The sequence below is a fragment of the Exiguobacterium sp. s21 genome (assembly GCF_018617975.1).
Lineage (GTDB): Bacteria > Bacillota > Bacilli > Exiguobacteriales > Exiguobacteriaceae > Exiguobacterium > Exiguobacterium mexicanum_A.
On record NZ_JACSLF010000013.1, the window covers coordinates 14,098 to 36,227 of the forward strand.

Annotated in this window: 24 protein-coding genes; 11 read left to right on the forward strand and 13 right to left on the reverse strand. The window is 48.8% G+C overall.

Features of this window, described 5'->3' with window-relative positions:
* Positions 1-131: 131 nt before the first annotated feature.
* Together KNP06_RS12970 and KNP06_RS12975 are read left to right on the forward strand one after the other, a co-directional pair.
* Positions 132-560 (forward strand): MarR family winged helix-turn-helix transcriptional regulator, encoded by a 429-nt coding sequence (locus KNP06_RS12970; protein WP_214789313.1) that lies wholly within the window; start codon positions 132-134, stop codon positions 558-560.
* Positions 561-666: 106 nt separating this feature from the next.
* Positions 667-1,191: a CarD family transcriptional regulator gene (locus KNP06_RS12975; RefSeq protein ID WP_131472030.1), complete on the forward strand. Its 525-nt coding sequence runs from the start codon at positions 667-669 to the stop codon at positions 1,189-1,191.
* 88 nt (positions 1,192-1,279) lie between these two features.
* Here KNP06_RS12975 and mqo read toward each other — a convergent pair whose 3' ends face one another.
* Positions 1,280-2,779, reverse strand: coding sequence for a malate dehydrogenase (quinone) (gene mqo, locus KNP06_RS12980; RefSeq protein WP_214789316.1), 1,500 nt, complete (start codon positions 2,777-2,779; stop codon positions 1,280-1,282).
* A 224-nt stretch (positions 2,780-3,003) separates the two neighbouring features.
* On the opposite strand from mqo, the gene KNP06_RS12985 reads away from it, so the two are divergent.
* A complete protein-coding gene (locus tag KNP06_RS12985; protein WP_214712469.1) occupies positions 3,004-3,417 on the forward strand; it encodes a (deoxy)nucleoside triphosphate pyrophosphohydrolase in 414 nt (137 codons plus the stop codon).
* Positions 3,418-3,437: 20 nt separating this feature from the next.
* Here the strand turns inward: KNP06_RS12985 and KNP06_RS12990 are convergent, their stop codons facing one another.
* The gene (locus KNP06_RS12990) at positions 3,438-6,317 is read right to left on the reverse strand and encodes a DEAD/DEAH box helicase (RefSeq protein WP_214789319.1); all 2,880 of its coding nucleotides are present in this window, start codon (positions 6,315-6,317) and stop codon (positions 3,438-3,440) included.
* A 111-nt stretch (positions 6,318-6,428) separates the two neighbouring features.
* Here KNP06_RS12990 and KNP06_RS12995 point away from each other — a divergent pair, with 111 nt between their 5' ends.
* On the forward strand, positions 6,429-6,980 hold the full coding sequence (locus KNP06_RS12995; RefSeq protein ID WP_214789321.1) for a histidine phosphatase family protein: 552 nt from the start codon (positions 6,429-6,431) through the stop codon (positions 6,978-6,980).
* Positions 6,981-7,026: 46 nt separating this feature from the next.
* Here the strand turns inward: KNP06_RS12995 and KNP06_RS13000 are convergent, their stop codons facing one another.
* The 4 genes from KNP06_RS13000 to KNP06_RS13015 form a co-directional block, all read right to left on the reverse strand.
* Positions 7,027-7,890, reverse strand: coding sequence for a DegV family protein (locus tag KNP06_RS13000; protein WP_214789324.1), 864 nt, complete (start codon positions 7,888-7,890; stop codon positions 7,027-7,029).
* An 89-nt stretch (positions 7,891-7,979) separates the two neighbouring features.
* Positions 7,980-8,492 (reverse strand): methylated-DNA--[protein]-cysteine S-methyltransferase, encoded by a 513-nt coding sequence (locus KNP06_RS13005; protein ID WP_138860211.1) that lies wholly within the window; start codon positions 8,490-8,492, stop codon positions 7,980-7,982.
* Positions 8,479-9,378 (reverse strand): DNA-3-methyladenine glycosylase family protein, encoded by a 900-nt coding sequence (locus KNP06_RS13010; protein ID WP_214764146.1) that lies wholly within the window; start codon positions 9,376-9,378, stop codon positions 8,479-8,481. The genes KNP06_RS13005 and KNP06_RS13010 overlap by 14 nt, the downstream gene beginning before the upstream one ends.
* Entirely contained in the window at positions 9,335-9,922 is a 588-nt protein-coding gene (locus KNP06_RS13015) for a bifunctional transcriptional activator/DNA repair enzyme AdaA (protein ID WP_214789327.1), read from the reverse strand. The genes KNP06_RS13010 and KNP06_RS13015 overlap by 44 nt, the downstream gene beginning before the upstream one ends.
* Before the next feature lie 195 nt (positions 9,923-10,117).
* Between KNP06_RS13015 and mprF the strand changes: the two genes are divergently transcribed.
* Positions 10,118-12,616, forward strand: coding sequence for a bifunctional lysylphosphatidylglycerol flippase/synthetase MprF (mprF, locus tag KNP06_RS13020; protein WP_214789330.1), 2,499 nt, complete (start codon positions 10,118-10,120; stop codon positions 12,614-12,616).
* A gap of 148 nt (positions 12,617-12,764) precedes the next feature.
* On the opposite strand, the gene KNP06_RS13025 is transcribed toward mprF, so the two are convergent.
* From KNP06_RS13025 to KNP06_RS13035, 3 genes are read right to left on the reverse strand one after another with little or no spacing between them, the layout of a single operon-like run.
* Positions 12,765-13,337 carry a DUF1349 domain-containing protein gene (locus tag KNP06_RS13025; RefSeq protein WP_214708225.1) on the reverse strand — a complete coding sequence of 191 codons (573 nt, stop codon included), beginning with the start codon at positions 13,335-13,337 and terminating at the stop codon, positions 12,765-12,767.
* Positions 13,321-13,851 carry an NUDIX hydrolase gene (locus tag KNP06_RS13030; RefSeq protein WP_214789333.1) on the reverse strand — a complete coding sequence of 177 codons (531 nt, stop codon included), beginning with the start codon at positions 13,849-13,851 and terminating at the stop codon, positions 13,321-13,323. The genes KNP06_RS13025 and KNP06_RS13030 overlap by 17 nt, the downstream gene beginning before the upstream one ends.
* A 13-nt stretch (positions 13,852-13,864) precedes the next feature.
* On the reverse strand, positions 13,865-14,359 hold the full coding sequence (locus tag KNP06_RS13035; RefSeq protein WP_214764150.1) for an LURP-one-related/scramblase family protein: 495 nt from the start codon (positions 14,357-14,359) through the stop codon (positions 13,865-13,867).
* Between the two features lie 283 nt (positions 14,360-14,642).
* On the opposite strand from KNP06_RS13035, the gene KNP06_RS13040 reads away from it, so the two are divergent.
* Both KNP06_RS13040 and KNP06_RS15435 read left to right on the forward strand, forming a co-directional pair.
* A complete protein-coding gene (locus KNP06_RS13040) occupies positions 14,643-14,936 on the forward strand; it encodes a hypothetical protein (protein ID WP_251130139.1) in 294 nt (97 codons plus the stop codon).
* Positions 14,937-14,960: 24 nt separating this feature from the next.
* Positions 14,961-15,086, forward strand: coding sequence for a hypothetical protein (locus KNP06_RS15435; RefSeq protein WP_285801372.1), 126 nt, complete (start codon positions 14,961-14,963; stop codon positions 15,084-15,086).
* 78 nt (positions 15,087-15,164) lie between these two features.
* Here KNP06_RS15435 and KNP06_RS13045 read toward each other — a convergent pair whose 3' ends face one another.
* Entirely contained in the window at positions 15,165-15,818 is a 654-nt protein-coding gene (locus KNP06_RS13045; protein WP_138860217.1) for a FusB/FusC family EF-G-binding protein, read from the reverse strand.
* 131 nt (positions 15,819-15,949) lie between these two features.
* Positions 15,950-16,216 (reverse strand): CD3324 family protein, encoded by a 267-nt coding sequence (locus KNP06_RS13050; RefSeq protein ID WP_138860218.1) that lies wholly within the window; start codon positions 16,214-16,216, stop codon positions 15,950-15,952.
* Between the two features lie 557 nt (positions 16,217-16,773).
* On the opposite strand from KNP06_RS13050, the gene KNP06_RS13055 reads away from it, so the two are divergent.
* Together KNP06_RS13055 and KNP06_RS13060 are read left to right on the forward strand one after the other, a co-directional pair.
* Complete coding sequence (locus tag KNP06_RS13055) at positions 16,774-17,547, forward strand: aminoglycoside 6-adenylyltransferase (protein ID WP_214789336.1); 774 nt, start codon at positions 16,774-16,776, stop codon at positions 17,545-17,547.
* Between the two features lie 188 nt (positions 17,548-17,735).
* Positions 17,736-19,181 (forward strand): DEAD/DEAH box helicase, encoded by a 1,446-nt coding sequence (locus KNP06_RS13060; protein WP_214789338.1) that lies wholly within the window; start codon positions 17,736-17,738, stop codon positions 19,179-19,181.
* 145 nt (positions 19,182-19,326) lie between these two features.
* On the opposite strand, the gene KNP06_RS13065 is transcribed toward KNP06_RS13060, so the two are convergent.
* Together KNP06_RS13065 and KNP06_RS13070 are read right to left on the reverse strand one after the other, a co-directional pair.
* Positions 19,327-19,755, reverse strand: a complete 429-nt coding sequence (locus KNP06_RS13065; protein WP_214789341.1) for a hypothetical protein — start codon at positions 19,753-19,755, stop codon at positions 19,327-19,329.
* A 24-nt stretch (positions 19,756-19,779) separates the two neighbouring features.
* Entirely contained in the window at positions 19,780-20,973 is a 1,194-nt protein-coding gene (locus KNP06_RS13070) for a DUF4317 domain-containing protein (protein WP_214789344.1), read from the reverse strand.
* Positions 20,974-21,229: 256 nt separating this feature from the next.
* Here KNP06_RS13070 and KNP06_RS13075 point away from each other — a divergent pair, with 256 nt between their 5' ends.
* Both KNP06_RS13075 and KNP06_RS13080 read left to right on the forward strand, forming a co-directional pair.
* The gene (locus KNP06_RS13075; RefSeq protein ID WP_214789347.1) at positions 21,230-21,862 is read left to right on the forward strand and encodes an HNH endonuclease family protein; all 633 of its coding nucleotides are present in this window, start codon (positions 21,230-21,232) and stop codon (positions 21,860-21,862) included.
* A gap of 19 nt (positions 21,863-21,881) precedes the next feature.
* Positions 21,882-22,124 (forward strand): hypothetical protein, encoded by a 243-nt coding sequence (locus KNP06_RS13080; protein ID WP_214712495.1) that lies wholly within the window; start codon positions 21,882-21,884, stop codon positions 22,122-22,124.
* Positions 22,125-22,130 lie beyond the last annotated feature (6 nt).

The following is a 22,130-nucleotide window of genomic DNA, read 5'->3' on the forward strand; positions in this document are numbered from 1 at the left end:
TCCCTCCTCTGCTTTCCTGTTCCCCAAACCGTCAAATCCTATCAGAGAATGGTGAACTCGTTTCACGCATTGACGCGGCACATCCGCTTTTGTATAGTTAGGAACGACAAAAACGAATAGGAGTGACCAATTTGACTCCAACAGAACCGACGACACGACTCCTCGACCTCCTCAGTGAGCGACATGACCAAATCCGTCGCATCAGCGAGCGGGCTTGGAACGAGCAACATGACATCTACATCTCCAACTCCGAATGGTACGTGCTCGCCCGCATCTATAAGACGAAGCCGACCATTGCCGAAGTGACACGCAACGTCCACATCTCCCGCCAAGCGATCCATAAGCTCATCAAGAACTTGAAAGCCAAAGACCTCGTCACGGTGACCGATCATCCGACGAGTCGAAAAGATAAATGTATCGAGCTGACCGAGCTCGGAGTCCGTTGCTACGAACAGAACGAGGCACTGAAAGCCGAACTCGAACAAAAAATAGCCGAATCACTCGGTGACGCCGCGTTCCGACAACTGAAAATGTTGTTGAAAGCCGACTGGAATTTGTAATCTCTCCTAACGATTGGGAGAGATTTTTTTGTGTCATATCTCACCTCAAATGTCAACCGAGTTGACATTTCGTGTCATGAACTACTATACTTGATGAAAGGAAGAGGTGATCGATTTGTTCAAAACTGGTGATTTAATCATCTATTCGACCCACGGAGTTTGCCGCATTGACGACATTTCCGACATGACAGTCGCGGGTGAGACGAAGTCGTACTACACGCTCCATCCCATCAATAACGCACAGAAGTTGCAAATCAGTATCCCCGTCGATAGTGATAAAGTGATGATGTTGACGCTCCTTGAAGCGAAAGAAGCAAAAGAGATCCTCGAATCGTTCCGCTCGCCGGGTGTCGAATGGAATCCCCATCCGAACAACCGCAATCGCGAATTCTTGAACGTCGTGCACTCGGGTAACCGGCACGACATCGCTCAAGTCATCAACACGCTTGCTCGCCGCCAAAGCGAAGCTATCTTGTTGAACAAAAAGTTATATGAACAGGACCGCAAGATTCTAGAGAACGCTAAAACGATCCTCGTGAAAGAACTTTCGCTCGCGCTTGAATTGTCGGAAGAAATTATCGATCAACAAATTGCTGCTTATTTGAGCGAAGAACCTGTCGCCACTACTTGATTGGCCCCTTCCGTGCGAAGAGGTCTTTTTTTATGCAAAAATCAAAAAGAAAAAGCGAGAATATGAACATATCCTCGCCTGTACTCGCTTAATTGTGGACGACGCCTTTCTCTTTCAAGCCGAGCGCCATTGCTGTCGATTCGTGAATCGTCTTGAACAGTTCCGGGTGATCAGAGAGCGAGACGCCATAAGAAGGCACCATCTCTTTGATTTTCGGTTCCCATTCCGGCATCCGGTTCGGGAAACACTGCTCGAGCACTTTTAACATGACGTGCACGGCCGTCGAGGCTCCCGGTGACGCACCAAGTAGTGCTGCGACCGATCCGTCTTCGGCGCTGACGACTTCCGTTCCGAACTGGAGCGTCCCTTTGCCGTCCGGCGTGTCTTTAATGACTTGGACGCGTTGTCCGGCGACGACGATTTCCCACTCCTCGTTCTTCGCCGTTGGGATGAATTCGCGAAGCTCGTCCATCCGTTTGTCATGCGACAAGAGCACCTGTTCAATCAAATATTTTGTGAGCGGCATCTCTTTCGCCCCGGCCGCGAGCATCGTCACGACGTTGTACGGTTTGACCGATTGGATAAGGTCGAGGTTCGAGCCCGTCTTCAAGAACTTCGGCGTAAAGCCGGCGAACGGTCCGAACAACAACTTTTTGCGCCCTTCGATGAAGCGCGTGTCGAGGTGCGGCACCGACATCGGCGGTGCGCCGACTTTCGCTTTGCCGTATACTTTCGCGTTGTGCTGTTCGATGACGTCACGGTTCTTACAGACGAGGAACAGACCACTCACCGGGAATCCGCCGATATGCTTCGACTCCGGGATGCCCGTCTTTTGAAGGAGTGGCAGACTGCCTCCACCGCCGCCGATAAACAGGAACGGCGCCGTGTGCGTCTCAATCGTGTTCGCCTCGATATCTTTCACTTTCACTTCCCACAATCCGTTCGCTAACCGTTTCACGTCCTCAACGCTATGCTTGTAATTGACCTCGACGCCTTGACCGGTCAAATGGTCAAACAGCATCCGTGTGAGCGCACCGAAGTTGACGTCGGTACCTGAATCGATTTTCGTCGCCGCGATCGGCTCATCGACGGAACGTCCTTCCATGACGATCGGCATCCAGTCACGGAGTTGTTCCGGGTCATCCGATAAAACCATTCCTTCAAACAACGGATTATTTGTTAGCGCTTCCAAACGTTTTTTCAAAAAGCGGACATCGTTCTCGCCTTGGACCATACTCATATGTGGAATCGAACGGATGAACGCTTCCGGGTTTTGAATCAAGCCTTTATTGACGAGATGCGCCCAAAACTGACGCGAGATTTGGAACTGCTCGTTCACGTTAATCGCTTTCGAGATATCGAGTGTGCCATCCGGCTTCTCGGTCGTATAGTTCAGCTCGCAGAGGGCGGCATGTCCCGTCCCGGCGTTGTTCCATTCGTTCGAACTCTCTTCCCCTGCACTTTCGAGCTTCTCAAACACTTTGACTTCCCACTCTGGTACGAGCTCTTTAAAAAGCGACCCGAGCGTCGCACTCATGATACCGGCACCAATCAAAATGACGTCTGTTCTCTTTTGAACACTGCTCATGAAAACCCCATCCTTCTCCCCTGGATTTGTGTATGAGACGATTCGGTAAATCCCCATTCGCCGACTCGCCCCGTTTATAATTGTTATATTGATTATAACGCTTTTGTGATGTTTGATAAGGGTTAAGTACGGAAAACTTTTAGAGTTTCTCCCTTAGACAACTCTCAGTAACTAGAGATGTTATGATGAGTGCAACGAATACTGAAGAGAATGAGGTTGCTATGATGAAAAAGAAAGTAAAAGTGGTTGCAGCAGTGATTGAAAATGAAAATCAAGAAATCCTTTGCGCCCTTCGCTCAACAAATATGTTGATCCCAAACATGTGGGAGTTCCCTGGTGGAAAAGTTGAAGACGGTGAGAATTTGCAAGAAGCACTTGAACGTGAGATTTCTGAAGAGTTAGCTTGCGAAATCACTGCGCACGAAGTGATTAATGAACATGTACATGAATATGAAACGTTCATCATTCAATTGATTTCATTGCGTGCTGAGTTAAAATCAGGAACGCCTACCGCGACAGAACACGATGCGTTAATTTGGTTAAAACGCGATAACTTACATTCCCTTGTGTGGGCCCCAGCAGATATTCCTGCCGTCAACGACGTCATTAATCAAACGACAAAAGCCGAGAACGTGTAACAATCACGTCTCGGCTTTTATTAATGCGTTTGTTCGTGTAAGTAGTCGTAAATTTGCTGATCGACACGTTCTTGGAGGAGTAAGTTCATCGTAACAACAGACAATTCCTGTCCGTCTTGATTCAGCATTGTCGTATCTTGAACAGATTCGCGATCCGGTTTGACTTCACCCAAATAGTAGAAATCTCCGCCTTCATCATCATCCTTTTTCACAAAGAGATGAATATCGATTTCTCTTTCCTGTGCTTCAATGATTTTACGTACTTCTTCCGATTTTGTCGTTCTTCTGCTTCTCGTATACCAATGAAACACTTCTGGATTAATAAAGGAGTCTCCATAATTGACGCTAGCTTCAACGTCTTCACCCTTATGGTACGTGACAAAAATCGGACAAGTTTGATGTTTTATTTTGTAGCCATACATCGTCGATTGTTCTTCTTTATCCCAATTTAATAGGCGGCAAGCATCTTTCCTCGTGTACTTTTCAAGTCGGGTTAATGGTTTTGTTTGATCGTATCGTTGACCTCTAGCTAAGGAAGCTGTTAATACATCTTTAAACAGCTGAGTGAACCATTCATCTTTTAATAAAGAGTGCATATGAGATGAGAATCTATACACCTCATCTTCCCAAGAAATTAAGGCGTGTCCTCCATACTTCAATCGATCCGCATCTTTAAAGAAGTTTAGTGATAATACGTTTTCTAAAGAGTGAATGGTAGCTTTATCACTTCGTATGCCCTGCTCACGCAAGCGATGAATAAAATCTTGTTTGTTCAAACTTTCCTGCTCCAACAGAAGTTGCATTAACAATGCCTCATGTACTCGTTTTCCTGATAATAACTCTTGGGTCACCATCAACAGAACTTTCGAATGAATGGAAGGAAGATCAGGGAGATCAGGCTCCACTATATTCAAAAAGGCACCGTAATGACCCTTCTTTGTTCCAATAACAATTGGATCCATTGAATAATGTTCGACAAAATCACTTAGCATCGGAGGTCGGCCTAAACGGTTTTTCAAATTGTGATAAGCCTCTTTTAACACTTTTAAGTCCGTTAGTTTTGCTTGATTAATCGATTCGTAAATTCGCTCTTTTGCGATGGCTTCAAAATTAATGGTCGACGTGCCAGAAATATAGCTACGATCGATTACTTTTCTCCGAATCGAATCTTTATTTTGAGAGCGGTCTCCGGATAAAGCGATTGGAATCAAATAGTTATTTTTGTAATTAGCAATGAAATCGATAACAGTCACGTATTGTTTTGAGCTGTGTTTTCTTAATCCCCGTCCTAGTTGTTGAATAAAAATAATACTTGATTCTGTCTGTCGCAACATGACGACTTGATTAATGCTTGGAATATCAATACCTTCGTTGAATATATCAACTGTTAAAATGTAATCTAGACGACCCTCTTCCAAATTAGTCACTTCAACTCGTCTCTTTTCTTGCGAATCATCTCCCGTTAAAGCACATGTTCTAAAACCTCGATGATTCAATTCCTCAGAAAGTCGTTTCGCTTCTCGTTTTGAACTACAGAACATCAAACCACATAAACGCTCTCCAGAAAAACCATAGTAATCAATCTTCTCGATAATCCGTTCTACACGTTCCTCTGACACGAGCTGAGTGAATACATCAAACTCAACTTGATTTCCACTCACTTCAAGATCTGTCACTCCAAAATAGTGGAAAGGACACAACATGTCCTCTTCAAGCGCTTCTTGTAACCGAATCTCATATGCAATGTTGTAATCAAACAACTTAAATAAATCATATCCATCTGAACGTTCAGGAGTTGCTGTCATTCCTAATAAAAATTGTGGTGTGAAATGTTCTATAATTCGTTGATATGTAACCGCTCCTGCTCGGTGACTCTCATCAATCAATACGTAGTCAAATGCGTCTCGGTCAAACTGATCTAATGTTTCTTGTTTAGAAATTGTTTGGATCGTTGCAAAGACATACCTGGCCCCCATTGCTCGGCTCGAACCTGACAGGATACCAAAATCACTTTCATCACCACCAATGACTCGATGAAAATCATTCTTTGCTTTTTGCAAAATCTGTTCGCGATGCACTACGAATAGCATTCGCTTCGGTCGATAGCGACGAACATCAAAAGCGGCTAAATATGTTTTTCCCGTGCCCGTCGCTGATACGACGAGCGCTCTTGTATTTCCATGCGCACGAACGGCCTCAATCCCACTTAAAGCTGCTAGTTGCATCGAATTAGGTTCTACCTGTAACGCTTCTTTTAATCGATTGACTCCATACGAGTCTGGAAATTCAGCTACACGTTCTCCGAAGACTGGACGATAGGAACGTTCGTAAGCTGAAATCCATTCAAGTGTCAATGGAACTGAAACACTCCACATTTCTTCAAACTGATCGAGGAAGTGTCCGACAATTTCTCCATTCTCGTGAGAGGTCAACTTCAGATTCCACTCGTAATTTGTCTTTAACGCTCCAGACGTCAAATTAGAACTTCCAACAATTAATGAGTAGTACTCTTCATGTTGAAAAATGTATCCCTTAGAGTGGAATGCCTCAACTTCTGAAATGCGAATATCTACATTCTTCAGTTTTAATAGTTCTTTAAAGACTTTAGGTTGATTAAAGTATTGGTACGTTGAAGTCATGATTTTTCCACGGATACCTTTATCATGTAAGTCGGAAAGCGTAGATTTTAACGTAGCTAAGCCAGCTTCCGTAATAAACGCAACAGAGAATAAGAAAGATTGGCATCCCTTTAGTTCGTCTAGAAGTGAAGTAAGTACATCTTGTCGTTTATGTTTTTCATTCATTAATAACTCAGGTTTAAATGGACTCACGTGATGATGATGCTTATCAATGAACCCTTTTTCTAACGAATTTTTGAGTTGTTCTGTAAAATGAGTCATACATACCTCCAACATGATTTATACTAAATTCAAATAATTTCAATACCAGTATTTTATTTTACATATATTTCATTATTATCTTCTGCATAAAAATGATCAAGGAGGAACTTTATGTCTACGTTCTATCTCATCCGTCATTGCTCGGCCACCGGACAAGAGCCGGACGCCCCACTCACTAAAGCCGGCAAACAACAAGCACTCGCCCTCGCTGACTTCTTTCGAGACATTCCCGTCGACCGCATCATCTCGAGCGACTATACGCGAGCCATCGCCTCGATTGCACCACTCGCCACGTCCAAACAGCTGACCATCGAGACGGAGCCGAAGTTGCGCGAACGCATCCTCTCGCTCGAACCGCGCGACGATTGGTTCGAGTTGCTCCGTCATTCGTTCACCGATGCCTCGTTCCGTGTGCCAGGTGCCGAGTCAGGTCAAGATGCGACGGACCGGATTTTGAGCGTCATCACTTCACTCGACGACGTAAACGGCACGACCGTCCTCGTGACACACGGCAACCTGCTTGCGCTACTTCTTCAACATGTGGATAACCGCTTCGACTTTGACACGTGGCGCAATCTGAGTAATCCCGACGTCTATCACCTCAAAATTGTGGATAACTCTTGGTACGTGGAACGTGTCTGGTCTGTCCCTGCCTGTGGATAACGTTATCCACAGAAAAAGCCGTCTCATGAATGAGACGGCTTTCGTTTTATTTTTCCACAAAAAACATTGAGATGGCACCAAGACCGACATGCGTCCCGACCGAGACGCCCATCTGCATAAGGTAAATCTCACCTTCGAAGTCGGATTCGGCTTGAATCTTCGCCTTCAAGTTCTCAGCAATCTTTTGATCGGACGTATAGCCGATGATGACAAAGTTGGTAATGTCCTTGTCGCAACGTTTGATGAACTCGTCCGTATAGTGCTTGAGAACTTTACGCGTTCCGCGCTCTTTGGCGACAATGGCCCCTTTGCCATTCTTCATGCTCATGATCGGTTTGACCATCAACAGCTTGCCGATGATGGCGCTCGCATTCGAGATGCGGCCGCTTTTAATCAAATGGTCCAAGTCGTCGACCGACAAGAAGTGCTTCACTTTCAGCTTATACTTCTCGTTGAAGTCAACGAGCTCCTCGAACGTCGCCCCGGCTTCACGCATCTGGGCGCTCTTCATTAACAACCAGCCGCTGCCGTGGCTCATCGAACGAGAGTCGACGATATGAATTTTCACCGTCGAATCAGGATGTGCCTCTTCGAAATATTCTTTTCCGAGCACGGCCGATTGATACGACCCACTCGTCCCGCTCGACATACAGATGCATAGAATCTCGTCATGTCCGCTCTCGACGGCCTCTTCCATCAGCTTCATAAATGTCGCTGGGCTCGGCATCCCCGTCGTCGGGAATTCCGGTAGCGCTTCCAACATTCCGTAAAACTCATCGGGCTGGATGTCGACACGGTCCTCATACGACTTGTTGTCAATCGTAATGATGAGCGGCGCGACGCCAATCTCGTATTTTGCTAAAATCTCATCGGATAAATCACAAGTTGAATCTGCCAATAATCTAATCATAGTACCCTCCAAAAATCGCTCCTGAGTGACGAGAATCGTCCTAGACCACTACGTCGATTCAGACGTCACGATAGGACTTCTCCATTGTATCAGATATGGAGGGGTAGAAGTTTTTTTGCCAGGCCTGAATATGCGTTGGTTTGCTCGTGTCGAAGCAACCATTCCTTTCGCCACAGTCCGCCCGCATAGCCCGTCAACGTCCCGTTCGATCCGATGACGCGATGGCACGGGATGACGATGCTCAACCGGTTGCGCCCGTTGGCACTGCCGACGGCCCGCACGGCGCGGTCACGGCCGAGTGTCACGGCCAGTCCGCGATACGAGGTCGTCTCGGCGTATGGAATCATGGCCAGCGCCTGCCACACGTCCTGTTGAAACACCGTCCCCTCGACTTCAAACGGGAACGTGAACGAGTGCCGGCGTCCGATGAAGTATTCCTCGATTTCTCGATGGCACGTTTTCAACACGTCCGGCGTCATTTCATCCGCTTCAAAGCGGACATCATCGCGTTCAACGAACAGGATGGAACGGATGGCCGTCTCTGTCCCGACAATCTCTAGAATTCCAATCGGACTCACATAGTCCAGTCTATACGTCTCCATACAACGACCTCCATAGATAGAATGTGGCGTACGCCTCCCACCCGGCAAAGCGTTCCCCGTACTGCCTCACTTCGTCTGCCGTCAACTTGTCGCTTCGCCCAAGATGATGCTTCAACGCCTGATGCAGACCAGCGTCCGCAACCGGGAACGCCGTCGGATCTTGGAAACACTTCATCCGGACATACGCGGCCGTCCACTCCCCGACACCGCGTAAGCTTAACAACCGTTCATGCATCACGTCGGGTGGCTCGCTGCGTAACTGCTGTTTCGACAATCGTCCGTCCGTCATCTCCTGGGCGATGCCGATGATATATTCTGCTTTCCGGGTGCTGAATTGGAGCTGTCTCAGTTCACTCGGGTCGAGCAGCGCAATCGTCTCAGGATTTGGGAACGCCCAGTACGTCACGCCGTCCACTTCCCGGGATGGTCCATACTGCTCGACGAACCGTCGTTTCAGCGTATAGGCGAACGAGAGTGTGATCTGTTGACCGATGACGGCCCACGTGAGCGCCTCGAACAAGTCCGGGAACCCAATCAGGCGTAGCCCCTCGTACTCTCGGACGAGCGGACGCAACAGTTCATCCGTCTCGGCCATCCGCACGAACGCCGCGACGTCTTGGTCGAGGTCGAACCAGTCGCGGACGTAGCGCTCCACGTGTTTCTGTTCCGAGCTCGTGATGTCGTCTTCCGGGAACGTGATGACGAGGCCGTGAGCCGTCTCCATGATATCCCCTAGCAGCAATCGTCCGTCCACATCGAACAGCTTTGAGACGGACGTTTCACGGGCGACATGCATCACTTCATCGTCAGAGCGTCGCAAAAATTGCAGACATTGTTGAAAATCAAACGGAGCGGTGACGTGAATCTCGAACGATGAGCGACTCATCGGCTCCCCCCTTTCGATACATGCTCGGTGAACATCCCTTGAGACGTCGGAAAACGCGATAAAAGTTGGACGGGGTTTGAAAGCCGACCTCATAACAGATGGCGAGATTGCTCATGTCCGTCGTCCGCAACAGATGGGCCGCCTTGTCGATGCGAACCTTTTCGAGCAGACGGCGCGGCGTCTCGCCCGTCGCTTGGGTGAACGTCCGCTCGACATAGAACGGGCTCAAGTTGACGTGCTCGGCAATCTCCTCAAGCTTGAGCGGCCGTTTGTAATGCGTGAGCACGAACGCCGTCACGTCATGGACGAGCGCGCTCGCCGGACTACGGTCGACCTCGGGCTGACATCGCTTGCACGGCCGAAAGCCGGACGACTCCGCTTCCACTTTCGTCTCATAAAAATCGACATTCTCCCGCTTCGGCTTCCGCGAGCGGCACGAGGGCCGACAGTAAATCCCGGTCGTCTTGACCGCGGTATAAAACTGTCCGTCATACGCCGCGTCACAGGCGAGCACTTTCTCCCACTTCTCTTCAAACGTCAGCATCTCAGTCCACCCCCTTTGTTCCAATGTATCAGATTGATTTTCGTTCACTCGTCCTGTTTCTTGCCCTTACAGTCTACATTCCCGCGATTCACGAATCTCATTGATTTTGAATCCGTCTCCCCCTTTGACTCGTACTATGATTACGCGACTCGATTGAGTACACTTTAGCTAATCAAGTCAGAAGGAGTACATACGATGCACAAGCGATTTTCCTGGAAACAACTGAAATGGTTGCTTCCATTCCTATTGATTGGATTGATTCTTTATCAGAGCGGCCAGGAGCTCCAAAACCTGTCGCTCGCCGCGGCGTTTCAAACGTTAGAGGCGTTGACGGGCTTTGAACAAATCGCCTTGATCGGACTCGGCCTCGTCGCCGTCTTGACGATGACCGGATACGACTACTTTTTACTGCGCTCGCTCGACGTCCATATCCCGCTCTCGAAGCTGCTTCGCGCGGCATGGATCACGAACGCGATGAACGGCATGATCGGGTTCGGCGGCGTCATCGGCATCGCGCTCCGAACGTCGCTGTATCGACCGTATACGGACACGTTGCGATTGCTCCGGGCTATCGGCTGGATGACCCCGACACTCATCAGCGGCTTGTCGCTACTTGCCGCAGGGGTGCTGCTCGGGCTCTTCCCGGCCGGTGCGCTCACCGCAACGAAACAATGGATTTGGCCAGTGCTCCTCGCGACACTCGCCGTCCTGCCGCTCTACATCTATGTGACGCGGAAGCGGTCGAACTTGGATTGGCCGACCTTGGTCGGCTATATCGCGACGTCACTCGCCGAATGGGTAACGGCCGGACTCGTCGCCTTGTATGCCCTGCATTTACTCGGGGGCGAAGCGTCGCTCCCGGCCATGATGGGTGTCTTCATCGTCGCGACCATCGTCGGGGTCGTCTCGCTCGTCCCGGGTGGTGTCGGTTCGTTTGATTTATTATACCTCGTCGGGATGACCCAGCTCGGCATCGACCAAGAGATCGTCTTATCTTCCTTGATCGTCTATCGCTTCGTCTATTTCATCGTCCCATTCATGATCAGCCTGTTTTTGGCGGCCCTCGTCTTCGGAGACCAGGTCGTCAAACAGATCGAGTATAAACCGATCATCGGGTCGTCCTATGAGATCGGGACCGTCGTCTGGCGCATCGTGTCGCGCACACTCGTCAAGACCGGACGGCTCGCCGGAAGCCTGATCGCATTGATGACGAGCCTCGTCCTTTGGTTCCAGACGCTGTTACCGAGTGTGTCACCGCTCTATTCGACCGCCCTCTGGGTACAGTGGGTCGGTACGCTCGCGCTGTTCACGGCCGGTCTGTTGACACTCCTGACCACGTTCGGGATGTACATCCGGACGAAACGTGTGCTCTGGCTCGTCGGGGTCGCCTGTGTCGTCGCCGGCATCGGTGTCATCGCGCGCGGCTTCAACCTGTTTGAAGCGTTCGTCGTCGGTGGGTTTGCCTTGTTCGTCTGGTTAACTCGCACCCAGCATAAACGGTATCGCTCCATCGTGACTGTCAGCCGTTTCGTGCGCAACGTCGCCTATGCCGGCCTCTACATCGGCACACACGCGTTCCTGCTGCAGTCGTTCAGTCAGACCGACACGATTTTCTTCGACCCCGACGCGGCCGCCGGGTTGAGCATCGCTGCCGTCGTCTTGTCCGGACTGTTGTTGATCGGCATGCTCACCCTGTTCAACCGGTTGAAACGTCCGAAGCTCGGCACGTCGTTCGAACCGTCCCGCTTCGCGGCGTTTCAAGCCACCCATGCGACGACGAGCGCGTTCGATTTGGCCTATATGAACGACAAGCTCGTCTATTATGGCCCGGACGACGAGGCGTGTCTGTTGTTCGCCGTGTCCGGCAATCACGCTATCGTCCTCGGAGATGTGCAAGGCGCGCGCGACGCCGCGTCACACCTGTTGCTCGCCTTTATCGAAGAGACGGATCGCCTCGGCTATATCCCACTCTTTTATCAAGTCACCCCGGACTGGATGCCGCGCCTGCACGACGCCGGGTTCACGTTCTTCAAGCTCGGTGAAGAGGCGACGGTCGACGTCGCCACGTTCTCGCTCACCGGCAAAAAGCGCGCCAACATGCGCTCGCTTTATAACCAATTCACGAAGCGAGACTATACGGCTGACATCGTCATGCATCCATCGCCCGACTTGATCAAGTCACTGCGCTTCATCTCGGATGACTGGCTCGGCAATCGAAGCGAGAAAGGATTCTCGCTCGGGTTTTTCAACGAACAGGCTTTGACCCATTATCCGGTCGCTCTCCTACGTGATGACACGGGACAAGTCGTCGCCTTCATCACGTTGCTCCGCGGCAGTGATACCGTCTCCATCGATTTAATGCGCTCTAAGAATGATGCTCTGCCCGGCTCGATTGAGGTGCTGATTCTCCATGTAATCGAGTGGGCACGAGCCAACGACTACGCCTACGTCGGTCTTGGCATGGCGCCACTCGCATCGGTCGGTGAGCACACGTTCGCGTACTGGCCGGAACGGATTGCAGCCGATATTTTCGAAAACATCAGTTATATCTATCCGTTCAGCGGGCTTCGTCAGTTCAAACATAAGTTCAAACCGACGTGGGAAGCTAGGTATTTGGCCATTCGCAAGCGTCGGAAGCTACTACCTTCTTTGCTTCGGACGGCACGGTTGATTAGCCGGAAACGAGAGTCTTAAACACGAAAGAGCGTCTCACATGCGAGGCGCTCTTTCGTGTTACGTCATGAGTGAAATGTCGGGCATCTAAAACTGATACATTCTCTTTAATAAGATGCATTTCTGTGTTCAACTCTTCTTTTAACAATATGGTAGCACCGACCTTATATCAAGTCGATGCTTCCGTAACTGTCCAATCTGAAATTGTGACGTTGAATCCTGGCGCCTTCGAATCCGGACTACAGGCGTACGGTCCGATGCGTAACGTCGAGACGTCATGGAGGTGAGCGATTCGCAACTGTTCACGCGTGCCCCCCTCGTATTCGAAGAACACCTCAACATCGCCATCGGTGTAGGCGAGTTCAAACGTCAACGGTTCACGGATGGCGTCGTTCGGGAAATCACGTGTCGACCAATCCGAGTAGCCAAAGGACGTGACGACGGCCCCAAGGTGTGACGGTCCGTCCGGAATATATTCGACGGACGTCTTAAGCCAATGCTCGTCGTTAACGTATAACAGGATGCCGGCCTGGTCATATGTATGGCTCGGATCCATCTCAATCGTCGCGCGACATGTGAACCGCTTAGACGACACATCCGTCACCAAAGCGTGGGCCGTCATCCGGTTGAACCCGTAATGGGTGTTCCGCCAAAAGTCGGTGTCGGGTGCTGTCTGGAACGTCAAGCTTTCACCGAGACTCACTTCGTCTGGTTCATTGATCCACTTATATGACTTCCACATGATTGATACCTCCCCATTGTCCTCGCATCGCGAACAGCAACGGAATCATCGGTTCGTGATACGGAATAAATTTCCCTGACCTGATCATATCAAGAATCGTCGCCTCATCCGCCCATTGCACGGCTTGCACTTCTGATGGTTGGAGCGTCAACTCATCGAGGTCAACTTCTGCTTCGACGAGATAGATATCATCGAACCCTTCGTCAAAGTTGACCGTCAAATGGGGCCGTGTGTTAGATAAATCAAGTTTCAGCCCGATCTCTTCTTCAAGCTCGCGCATCGCCGCTTGTTGACTCGTATCGCCGACCGTGGCGCCACCGCCGACGGTGATGTCCCACATGTTCGCCCAACCGTCTTTGAACGGTTGGCGCTGCTGAATCAACATCTGTCCATCCTTGTTGAAAATGCAAACGTGGATGACGAGATGATAATCATCTTGAGGAAGGCGTATCCCTCGTTGCCACGTTCGCCCTGTTTTCTTGCGGTCTACATCATACACATCCCAAAACTCCATCGTTCCATCCCCTTTACGTCGCGGCGCTCGAAGATGCCGCTTGATCTGCTTTGACGCAGTCGATGGCGACGACGATTGAGATGAGTAAGTGTTCCATCGTATCATCGACTACTCGAATTTCGTACGTATCGCCCCACGTTAGCCACTTCTTTTGGACACTACCGATGACATGTCCGTTTTGGCGTACTTCGAAGTTCATATCCCACCAGTTGCCATCGACTTCAATCCCGGCTGCATCAATTGTGTAGCGCGGCTTGAAGAACGTGAACTCTTTTGAAATCGTTAACGTCGCCTCCCCCTCGACATCGACGTAAAATGTCGGCAAAAAGCTGAATGTCTTTTTCGTAATCGTCGTAATCTCGTATCCATTCTTGTCAGAAATCGTGAACGACTTCGGTAACTTCATAAAACTACCTTCTACAAAATAAAGATCGTTCTCATCTGCATCTTTGATACTGAACCGGCCACGTAGGCTGAAAACCTTTTGTTTCATGTAGAGCGTGTTCATCGTCATCCCTCCGATTGTATGTGGTACCTTATATACGAAACCATACCCGAAATCGATTCAGAATCTTTCAACACGCAACGTGAGGTGGACTAAGGAGTTCTAGAATGTCTGTCAACTCATTAACGATGTAGTCCGCTTGGTGTAACTCCTCTTCTTAAGAAAAATCAAAGCGACACCCGATTGCAGTGAGACCGTTTGTTTTCGCTGCCACAATATCTGAAAGACGGTCACCTACGACGAACCCGCCTTTATTGTTGTGAGTGGTCATAAAGGAGGAACGAGTGTGCCACATCATATTTCAATCGAACTTGATGTACATTCATTAACGTACTCGAATCAAATCGTTGGGAACATCACTTTCGTCATCGATTTTCATGATTATTTCCCGGGACAAGGCTGGTCAGATTTCGTTGCTATCGTGTTGACATGGTGGATTGACAATGGCCGCGCCCTCTTATTCGCCCCGTTGCAGGAAACCTACTCATTCCAATTCATGGACGGTCCAATTCAAATAGCTGCTAAAAAAGTGACCGGCACAGAAGTTGAGCTCACATTGATAGAAGAGGATCGTCCCTAAACAATCCTGGGAACGGTAACACTTGTGGAATTAACAAAGGCACTCATCAAAACGAGCCGGCAGTTAATTAACGCCGCAGACCGAAACGGATGGAAAAACGAGGAGATCGACCAGCTACGTCATACCGTCAAATCACTTCAGGCATACTAATAGAGAACTAAGCATTAGCATAGCTAGCGATCTATTAGGCTCTATGCAAAAAAGATCGACGGACAGTCGATCTTTTACTCACTCTGTCAAAGCTGTTTCGACGAACGTCATTAAGCCGTTAAGATTTGTCATTTTTTCGTTGCACGTGGCACTATCTGTACAGATATATGTCCCAATCGCTTTATAATAGTCAGGATTTTTGGCTTGTTTTGCTTTCGTGATAGTCACACAATATGAGACTTCTGCCAACTGATTACAGAAGGCACAAATGTTTTTCTTCGAATTCGGGCTTGGCTTACACTCAATCCCAATCAGCTGATGATCTTCCTTCTCGCAAAGGATATATTTTCGATTAGAACGCAAGTCATTCCAACTCATATAGGACATCCGATTCACATTGAGACCCGCTACGTCTGGAAGTTTCAGCTTTTTCTGTTTTGGAAACAGTTTTTTCACTTGTTGTTCCGAAACGTGTGGAAACGACCGGACATGGGGTCTTAATCCATCTATAAACATGTCATATGATTCATCTGTTTGTAAGGTTGACACGTCGATCATTGCGAGCTGAGATGGCGTCGCTTCTGGAAATAGATATGAAATTTTGGCATTGGCCAAATCAATGACAGCTTGTAATACGGAGACCGGTAAACTTTTCTTTCGACTATCTCGAATGATTTCTACTTGTTCTCGAATGTAATTAAATTGGTGGTTTTCAATAAAACGCTCTAGCATGTTCAGTCATCCTTTCCAATCCTGACTTCTTTTAGTGTAAAGGATTTTGCACTACAAATATGTACCTACTTTAAGTTAGAACTGTTTTATATAAAAAACGGCACAATCGCAAACATGCGTTGTGCCGCTAATTATTTTGAAATGTAGATGATTTTGCGAATTGTACTGACAGACAAATGGTATTCATCCGCCAATTGATCGACCCCGGTCCCTTTCGCAAAGGATATCCGAATCGCTTCGTTACGCTTTTCAAGTAGCTTTTTCCCGCCACTGACCGTTCCCCAACGCTTCTTTTCTTGAACTGTCCGGGGCACATAAAGTGTTTCCCCTTGGACGTATCGTTGAACTTCTTGAAGCAATTTCTCTGGAAGAATGTGTTGCGCATTTACGTACTTCATATCTGCTCGCTCCTTATAAGAATTTCGACAATAAGGAAGCAAAGCCATTGTTGTAAAAATTATATAGCGATCAACTTATACATTCTGCCCCATGCAAACGATCGCCTTTGTGACAACTGGCTTTGCATGAGTGATTGAAGACTTAGAAAATCTCAAACGATTTTCCACGTATATGCGCCCCCCTTTCAAATCACAAGATGTCTATTCCATTATACAAAATAACTCGTTACTTTTGATACAAAAGTAGGTCGACATAAAGTCATCACCTATTTTCACACTTAACGAATCATCACGTGTGCAAGAACTGTCTGTGAGCACTTCACCGGCGTTGTCGCCAAACGATTTTGTATCTGGACAATCGACAACTAGCCACCAGTCTTTTTATGACTGGCCCCTTAACCTACTGTTCTGATGATTCGTCTCTGAATTTATAGTTTAAAGTTGGCTTATACGCTCACTAGTTATGTATACCTTTATTCCATCCTTTTATAAATTAAAAGGATTCGCTTTTGATGGGTAGAATAAGGATTTATCATCTACGAAATTGAGGTCATTCTATGTACAGTACAGTTGAAAGAGACACACAGTTCCAACACGTTCTTAATCACTTACAAACTGACACAGGCGTTCAAGGGGTTGTTCAGCTCGGCTCCGGTGCCTCAGGATATCAGGACCGCTATTCCGATATCGATTTAATGGTGGCTGCCCGCCCTGATGTTGACCCCCAATCAATCAAGCAGAATTTAACCGACTACTTTCTCCGATTATCCCCTATTTTCGTTAAAGAAAAGCAGTTCGGACCGGACATCTTTTTGCTGATTGTCCTACTCGAGAATCGCTTGGAGTTTAACATCTCCATCGCCCCACTCGAACTACTCCCGGTCCGTTCTCCACTTTGGAACGTCGTGGTCGATCGGGACGGGCAACTCCTCCAACACATGGAGATTGAACATGAGCGTTTTGTTGAGAGCCCGATTCGATACGAGACCAGTGATGTTCCCTTTGAGTTTATCTATGCCTCGCTAGCACTGGAGAAAGAGTTGAAGCGAAACAATCTCATTTATGCTTTGAAGATGCTTGAGACGTTGCGTGAGTTGACGTTGACAGCCCAGACATTGAAAGAGGGACGAAAAGCGCATCAATTCAAGGCTTATCACACATTGAACCGTTCGTTCATCGAGGATTATTTACAGACATATCCTAATTCAATCGACCCGATATCCATCCAACGTGCCAAACAATCGATTCACACTTTATTCTCAGCCTGCTTGGAAGACCATCCACAATTTAAACTTGAACCGTCTATGCAGCGGTTGCTTTATGAAGAATGACAATCAAAAGCGTCTTTGTAGAACAGTTGTTAAATATGGAACGTCCTTTCGACTTGTCCCGCTTTACATTCAAACGATTGTTGGGATGAACGACGAATGGGTTGCTTTCGTGTATAATGAAGCGTAATCCAAATTGCTAATGAAAATTTCTCGAATAGAAGTTTCTTACACGAAAATGAGGTAACCCTATGAATCAACCAAGCTTTTTAGACTATCGCCTAAGCGAAGACATCCAACGCGCACTAGGCATCATGAAATACGAATCACCGACCGAAGTCCAACAGAAAGTCATCCCGCTCGCACTTGAGTGCAAAGACTTAGTCGTCAAAGCCCAAACCGGAAGCGGAAAGACAGCAGCGTTCGGCATTCCGGTCACGGAACTCATCGAATGGGAAGAGAACAAGCCGCAAGTGCTGATTCTCACACCGACACGCGAACTTGCCGTTCAAGTCCGCGAAGATATGACGAACATCGGTCGTTTCAAACGAATCAAGGCGACTGCCGTTTACGGGAAAGAGCCGTTCTCGAAACAACGTGATGAATTGAAACAGAAAACGCATATCGTTGTCGGAACACCGGGACGCGTCATGGATCATATTGAACGGGAGACGCTCGTCCTCGATAAAATTGATTACTTGATTATCGATGAGGCCGACGAGATGTTGAATCGCGGCTTCCTCGCTGACGTCGAAGCGATTCTTCAAGAATTGCCGCGCGATCGCGTGACGATGGTCTTTTCGGCGACATTCCCGAATGACATCGAACGCTTGTGCCAAAAGCACATGAATGAACCAGTCCGTATCGCCATCGAATCGAGCGGTGTCACCGCATCGACGATTGAACATGGTTTGATTGAAGTCCGCCGTGAAGACAAGCTCGCCGTGCTGAAAGATGTGACGGTCGTCGAGAACCCGGACAGCTGCCTCATTTTCTGCCGGACGAAAGAACATGTCGACACGGTGTATACCGAGCTCGACCAAGCCGGTTACTCGTGCGAACGACTCCACGGTGGCCTAGAGCAAGAAGACCGCTTCGCCGTCATGGAAGGCTTCAAGATGGGTAACTTCCGTTATCTCGTCGCGACCGATGTCGCAGCACGTGGGATTGACGTCGATAACGTCAACCTCGTCATCAACTATGACGTACCGATGGAAAAAGAGAGTTACGTGCACCGGACCGGCCGCACCGGCCGTGCCGGAAACGCTGGGAAGGCAATCACGCTCGCAACCCCTCATGAAGGCAAGTTCGTTCGCGCCATTGAGGCATTCATCAAATTCGATATCCCAGAGATGGATGCGCCGAACGCAGCGCAAGTCGCGCGCAACCAAGCTGCGTTCGAAGAGAAGTTGAGCGGACGACGCGTCGTTCGCAACAACAAGACGGCCCGCATCAACCAAGACATCATGAAACTTCACTTTAGCGGCGGGAAGAAGAAAAAACTCCGCGCCGTCGACTTCGTCGGGACGATTGCAAAAATTCCTGGCGTGACAGCAGACGATATCGGGATCATCACAATCAACGATCAAATGACGTATGTTGACATTTTGAACGGTAAAGGCTCACTCGTCCTCCAAGCGATGGAATCCACACCGATCAAAGGCAAAAAGCTAAAAGTTAGTAAAGCTCATAAGTAAACAAGCGAGGTTTCGGAGAGGATGATCTCTCCGGACCTTATTTATGTTTAATCAGCATTTCCGAAAACGCTTTACGATTACATGTCATAAATTCAACCTTTCTCACCTGATTGTCATAAAAATAGCTCAGGCATTGAGCCTGAGCTTATTTTCCTAAATGGTGAAAGTCAATTTTCCCTTCAATCGTCGAACTGAATCCTCGTTGCTCGACTTCGCCTTCGTCTGTCACCTGATAATAATACTCCGAATCCGGCTCACTCGAAAATGTCACGTATATCGTGTATGGATTTGTACTCTCGTACCCCTCGGTCCGAAATGGAATCGTCGTGACAGTGAACGTTTCATTCGGATGTCGTTCTTTGAGTTTGTCTTCAAGGATGATGACGTCCGCCGCGAGTCGACTCTCAATTAAAAACGGACGGATTGCATAAAACACCGCATACGTGAGGATGCAGAGTACAGCCAACAGACGAATCATCGTCCGCCATTTCCCGCGAAATACATATGATGCCGCAAAAATCAGAAAGACGACAACAGCTACCAGCAAATATTCAATCAGCTCTGTCGGATGCACTCGATGGCCTCCATTCGGAATATATTAGTCGAGCAGCTCTTCCGAGATCAACTTGAATCCTTCGATTTCCGTGTCTTCTTCTAGTTCAATCAACAGGCAACGTTTCCCTTTCACGTTCACTTGTCTCACGTACTTCAAGTCTTGCGGGCTGATCGAGATATTGGCGACTTTCGTATTGATTTTAATCGACTTCGACGTGTATTTTGGGACGACGCTACTCGCCTTCATCTCATATTGGCGGTCGTCGACGACTTGTTGGAACGCCTGCTCGACCTTCTCCGTCGTCACGTCCTCGACCCCGCTCGCCTTCAAGACGATTTCGACGGTGCGGGCGTCAATCATCGGCACGCTCTCTTCCTCGTCCTCACGCTCCGCTTCGGCGAGGATCATCTGGTTGATTTCATCGTAAACGGTAGCGAGCGTCCCGACGTTCACTTCTTCACCGATGACGGTCTTGACGACCTCCTCGAACATCGCCTTCTCCTCGACCGCCGTCACGATCTCGGTCCCGTTCAAGACGTTCTCGATGAAGCCGAAGTCCGGCTGGTGCGCCTTCTGGGCCGCATATAGGATATGGTTGACGTCAGCTGCATTGTCCGTGAAGCACGGGAACAAGAAACCGCCGATCGGTGCGTCGAGCTTGATGACCGGATTGATGAAGATATTTGACTTGAACTCTCGCTCGATATAGTCGAACACGAGCGACTGTTTTGGGAGCTCGGTCTGATTGATACTGCCGAGAATGAAGCGCGACGTCCATACTTCGTCACGCATATCAATTTCCGTCTCCTCCGAGTGACGGCGCGTCGGCTTATTGTATTTGAAGCGGATGAACGTGATGACCATATCTTTTTCGAATGGTGCGTCCTGTACCATCTTCAATGCGACCCGCTGCATCATACCGGCCCATTCTTCGATGTCTTCGGTCCGTAATGCCTCATACAATAATGTCTGCGTATGGTCCGTCTGGCCCGATTCTGGATGTTGAAACTTCACTTCGAACAACTTCTCATCGATTTTACCGCCGAGCACTTTTTTGAAATTAGCGAGGAACAGCTCTTGGTGCTCCTGCTCGACAAACGGGAACGAGCGCAGCTCCTCATGGAAAATCTCGTTGCTGTCTTGGCGAATATAAATATTATAAATGTCAGCGATTTTGACCGCTTCCGCATTTAACTTGAAATGCTTGCGGATTGCCGCGATATCTTTTTGATTCATTACGTACCACTCCTTCGTCCTTTACTACAAACCGATTCCATTATACCAATAGTTGATGCTGACGCGTATGTCAGTAGTGCTAAAGCCGGGACGTCTGATGTCATGTATCATGTCCCTGACCTCAACTTTTATAATCGTTAGATTCATTTTTTGTAAATTTGCGTATTTCTCACATCCTTGCCATGTATAGTCGATGTGCATCGTGCGTTTACGATGCACGTCGTTCAGTCGTCATACATACTTAGGAGGCACAAACATGTTCAAAAAATGCATCAGTTCGTTGTTCGCCATCATATTAGTCGCTACATCGCTCCACTTCACGACCCCGACCGCCTCGGCGCTCCCGCCGAACATCCCGTCGAAATCGACCGCGCTGTCTAAATTGAACGCGTTGACGGTGAAGACAGAAGGATCGATGACCGGTTATAGCCGTGACTTGTTCCCGCATTGGAGTAGCCAAGGGAACGGGTGTAACACGCGTCACGTCGTCTTGAAACGCGACGCCGACTCGGTCGTCGACGAGTGTCCGGTCACGACCGGTAAGTGGTACAGTTACTATGACGGCATCACGTTCACGTCGCCGTCTGACATCGATATCGATCACGTCGTCCCATTGGCTGAAGCGTGGCGTTCAGGTGCAAGCAGCTGGACGACAACGAAACGTCAAAGCTTCGCAAATGATTTGAACGGGCCTCAGCTCATCGCCGTCTCGGCCAGCTCAAACCGTTCAAAAGGGGACCAAGATCCGTCGACATGGCAACCGCCACGTACCGGTGCACGCTGTGCCTATGCGAAGATGTGGGTTGAGACGAAGAGCCGTTGGGGCCTCAGCCTCCAATCGACAGAAAAGACGGCCTTGCAAACGGCCATCAACGCCTGCAGCTATTAAGTTTTGAAAGGAGTTCACGATGAACCAGCAATCTTCCATCTTTAAAGCCTCCCACGGTGTCATGACCGAGGAAGTCGGTGTCATCAGTGGAGAACTTGAATTACGGACGACGTGCCAGGAAGACGGCACGCTCGAACTCGCCATCACGTACGTCGGGGCGGCCGAGTGGTACACATTGCCCGGGAAAGACTACAAACTGCATGACGTGCGCGACCACGAGGTCGTGCATCAACTGCTCGTGAACGTCCTCGAGCGGGTATAACAAATG

Coding starts and splice junctions, on each gene's coding strand:
- mqo (WP_214789316.1), bottom strand. CDS start 2,779: ATGAGCAGTGTTCAAAAGAGAACAGACGTCATTTTGATTGGTGCCGGT.
- KNP06_RS13060 (WP_214789338.1), top strand. CDS start 17,736: ATGAATCAACCAAGCTTTTTAGACTATCGCCTAAGCGAAGACATCCAA.
- KNP06_RS13015 (WP_214789327.1), bottom strand. CDS start 9,922: ATGCTGACGTTTGAAGAGAAGTGGGAGAAAGTGCTCGCCTGTGACGCG.
- KNP06_RS13035 (WP_214764150.1), bottom strand. CDS start 14,359: ATGAACACGCTCTACATGAAACAAAAGGTTTTCAGCCTACGTGGCCGG.
- KNP06_RS13025 (WP_214708225.1), bottom strand. CDS start 13,337: ATGTGGAAGTCATATAAGTGGATCAATGAACCAGACGAAGTGAGTCTC.
- KNP06_RS13010 (WP_214764146.1), bottom strand. CDS start 9,378: ATGAGTCGCTCATCGTTCGAGATTCACGTCACCGCTCCGTTTGATTTT.
- KNP06_RS13070 (WP_214789344.1), bottom strand. CDS start 20,973: ATGAATCAAAAAGATATCGCGGCAATCCGCAAGCATTTCAAGTTAAAT.
- KNP06_RS13005 (WP_138860211.1), bottom strand. CDS start 8,492: ATGGAGACGTATAGACTGGACTATGTGAGTCCGATTGGAATTCTAGAG.
- KNP06_RS13045 (WP_138860217.1), bottom strand. CDS start 15,818: ATGCTAGAGCGTTTTATTGAAAACCACCAATTTAATTACATTCGAGAA.
- KNP06_RS13080 (WP_214712495.1), top strand. CDS start 21,882: ATGAACCAGCAATCTTCCATCTTTAAAGCCTCCCACGGTGTCATGACC.
- mprF (WP_214789330.1), top strand. CDS start 10,118: ATGCACAAGCGATTTTCCTGGAAACAACTGAAATGGTTGCTTCCATTC.
- KNP06_RS12990 (WP_214789319.1), bottom strand. CDS start 6,317: ATGACTCATTTTACAGAACAACTCAAAAATTCGTTAGAAAAAGGGTTC.
- KNP06_RS13000 (WP_214789324.1), bottom strand. CDS start 7,890: ATGATTAGATTATTGGCAGATTCAACTTGTGATTTATCCGATGAGATT.
- KNP06_RS13075 (WP_214789347.1), top strand. CDS start 21,230: ATGTTCAAAAAATGCATCAGTTCGTTGTTCGCCATCATATTAGTCGCT.
- KNP06_RS12985 (WP_214712469.1), top strand. CDS start 3,004: ATGAAAAAGAAAGTAAAAGTGGTTGCAGCAGTGATTGAAAATGAAAAT.
- KNP06_RS13055 (WP_214789336.1), top strand. CDS start 16,774: ATGTACAGTACAGTTGAAAGAGACACACAGTTCCAACACGTTCTTAAT.
- KNP06_RS13030 (WP_214789333.1), bottom strand. CDS start 13,851: ATGGAGTTTTGGGATGTGTATGATGTAGACCGCAAGAAAACAGGGCGA.
- KNP06_RS13050 (WP_138860218.1), bottom strand. CDS start 16,216: ATGAAGTACGTAAATGCGCAACACATTCTTCCAGAGAAATTGCTTCAA.
- KNP06_RS12995 (WP_214789321.1), top strand. CDS start 6,429: ATGTCTACGTTCTATCTCATCCGTCATTGCTCGGCCACCGGACAAGAG.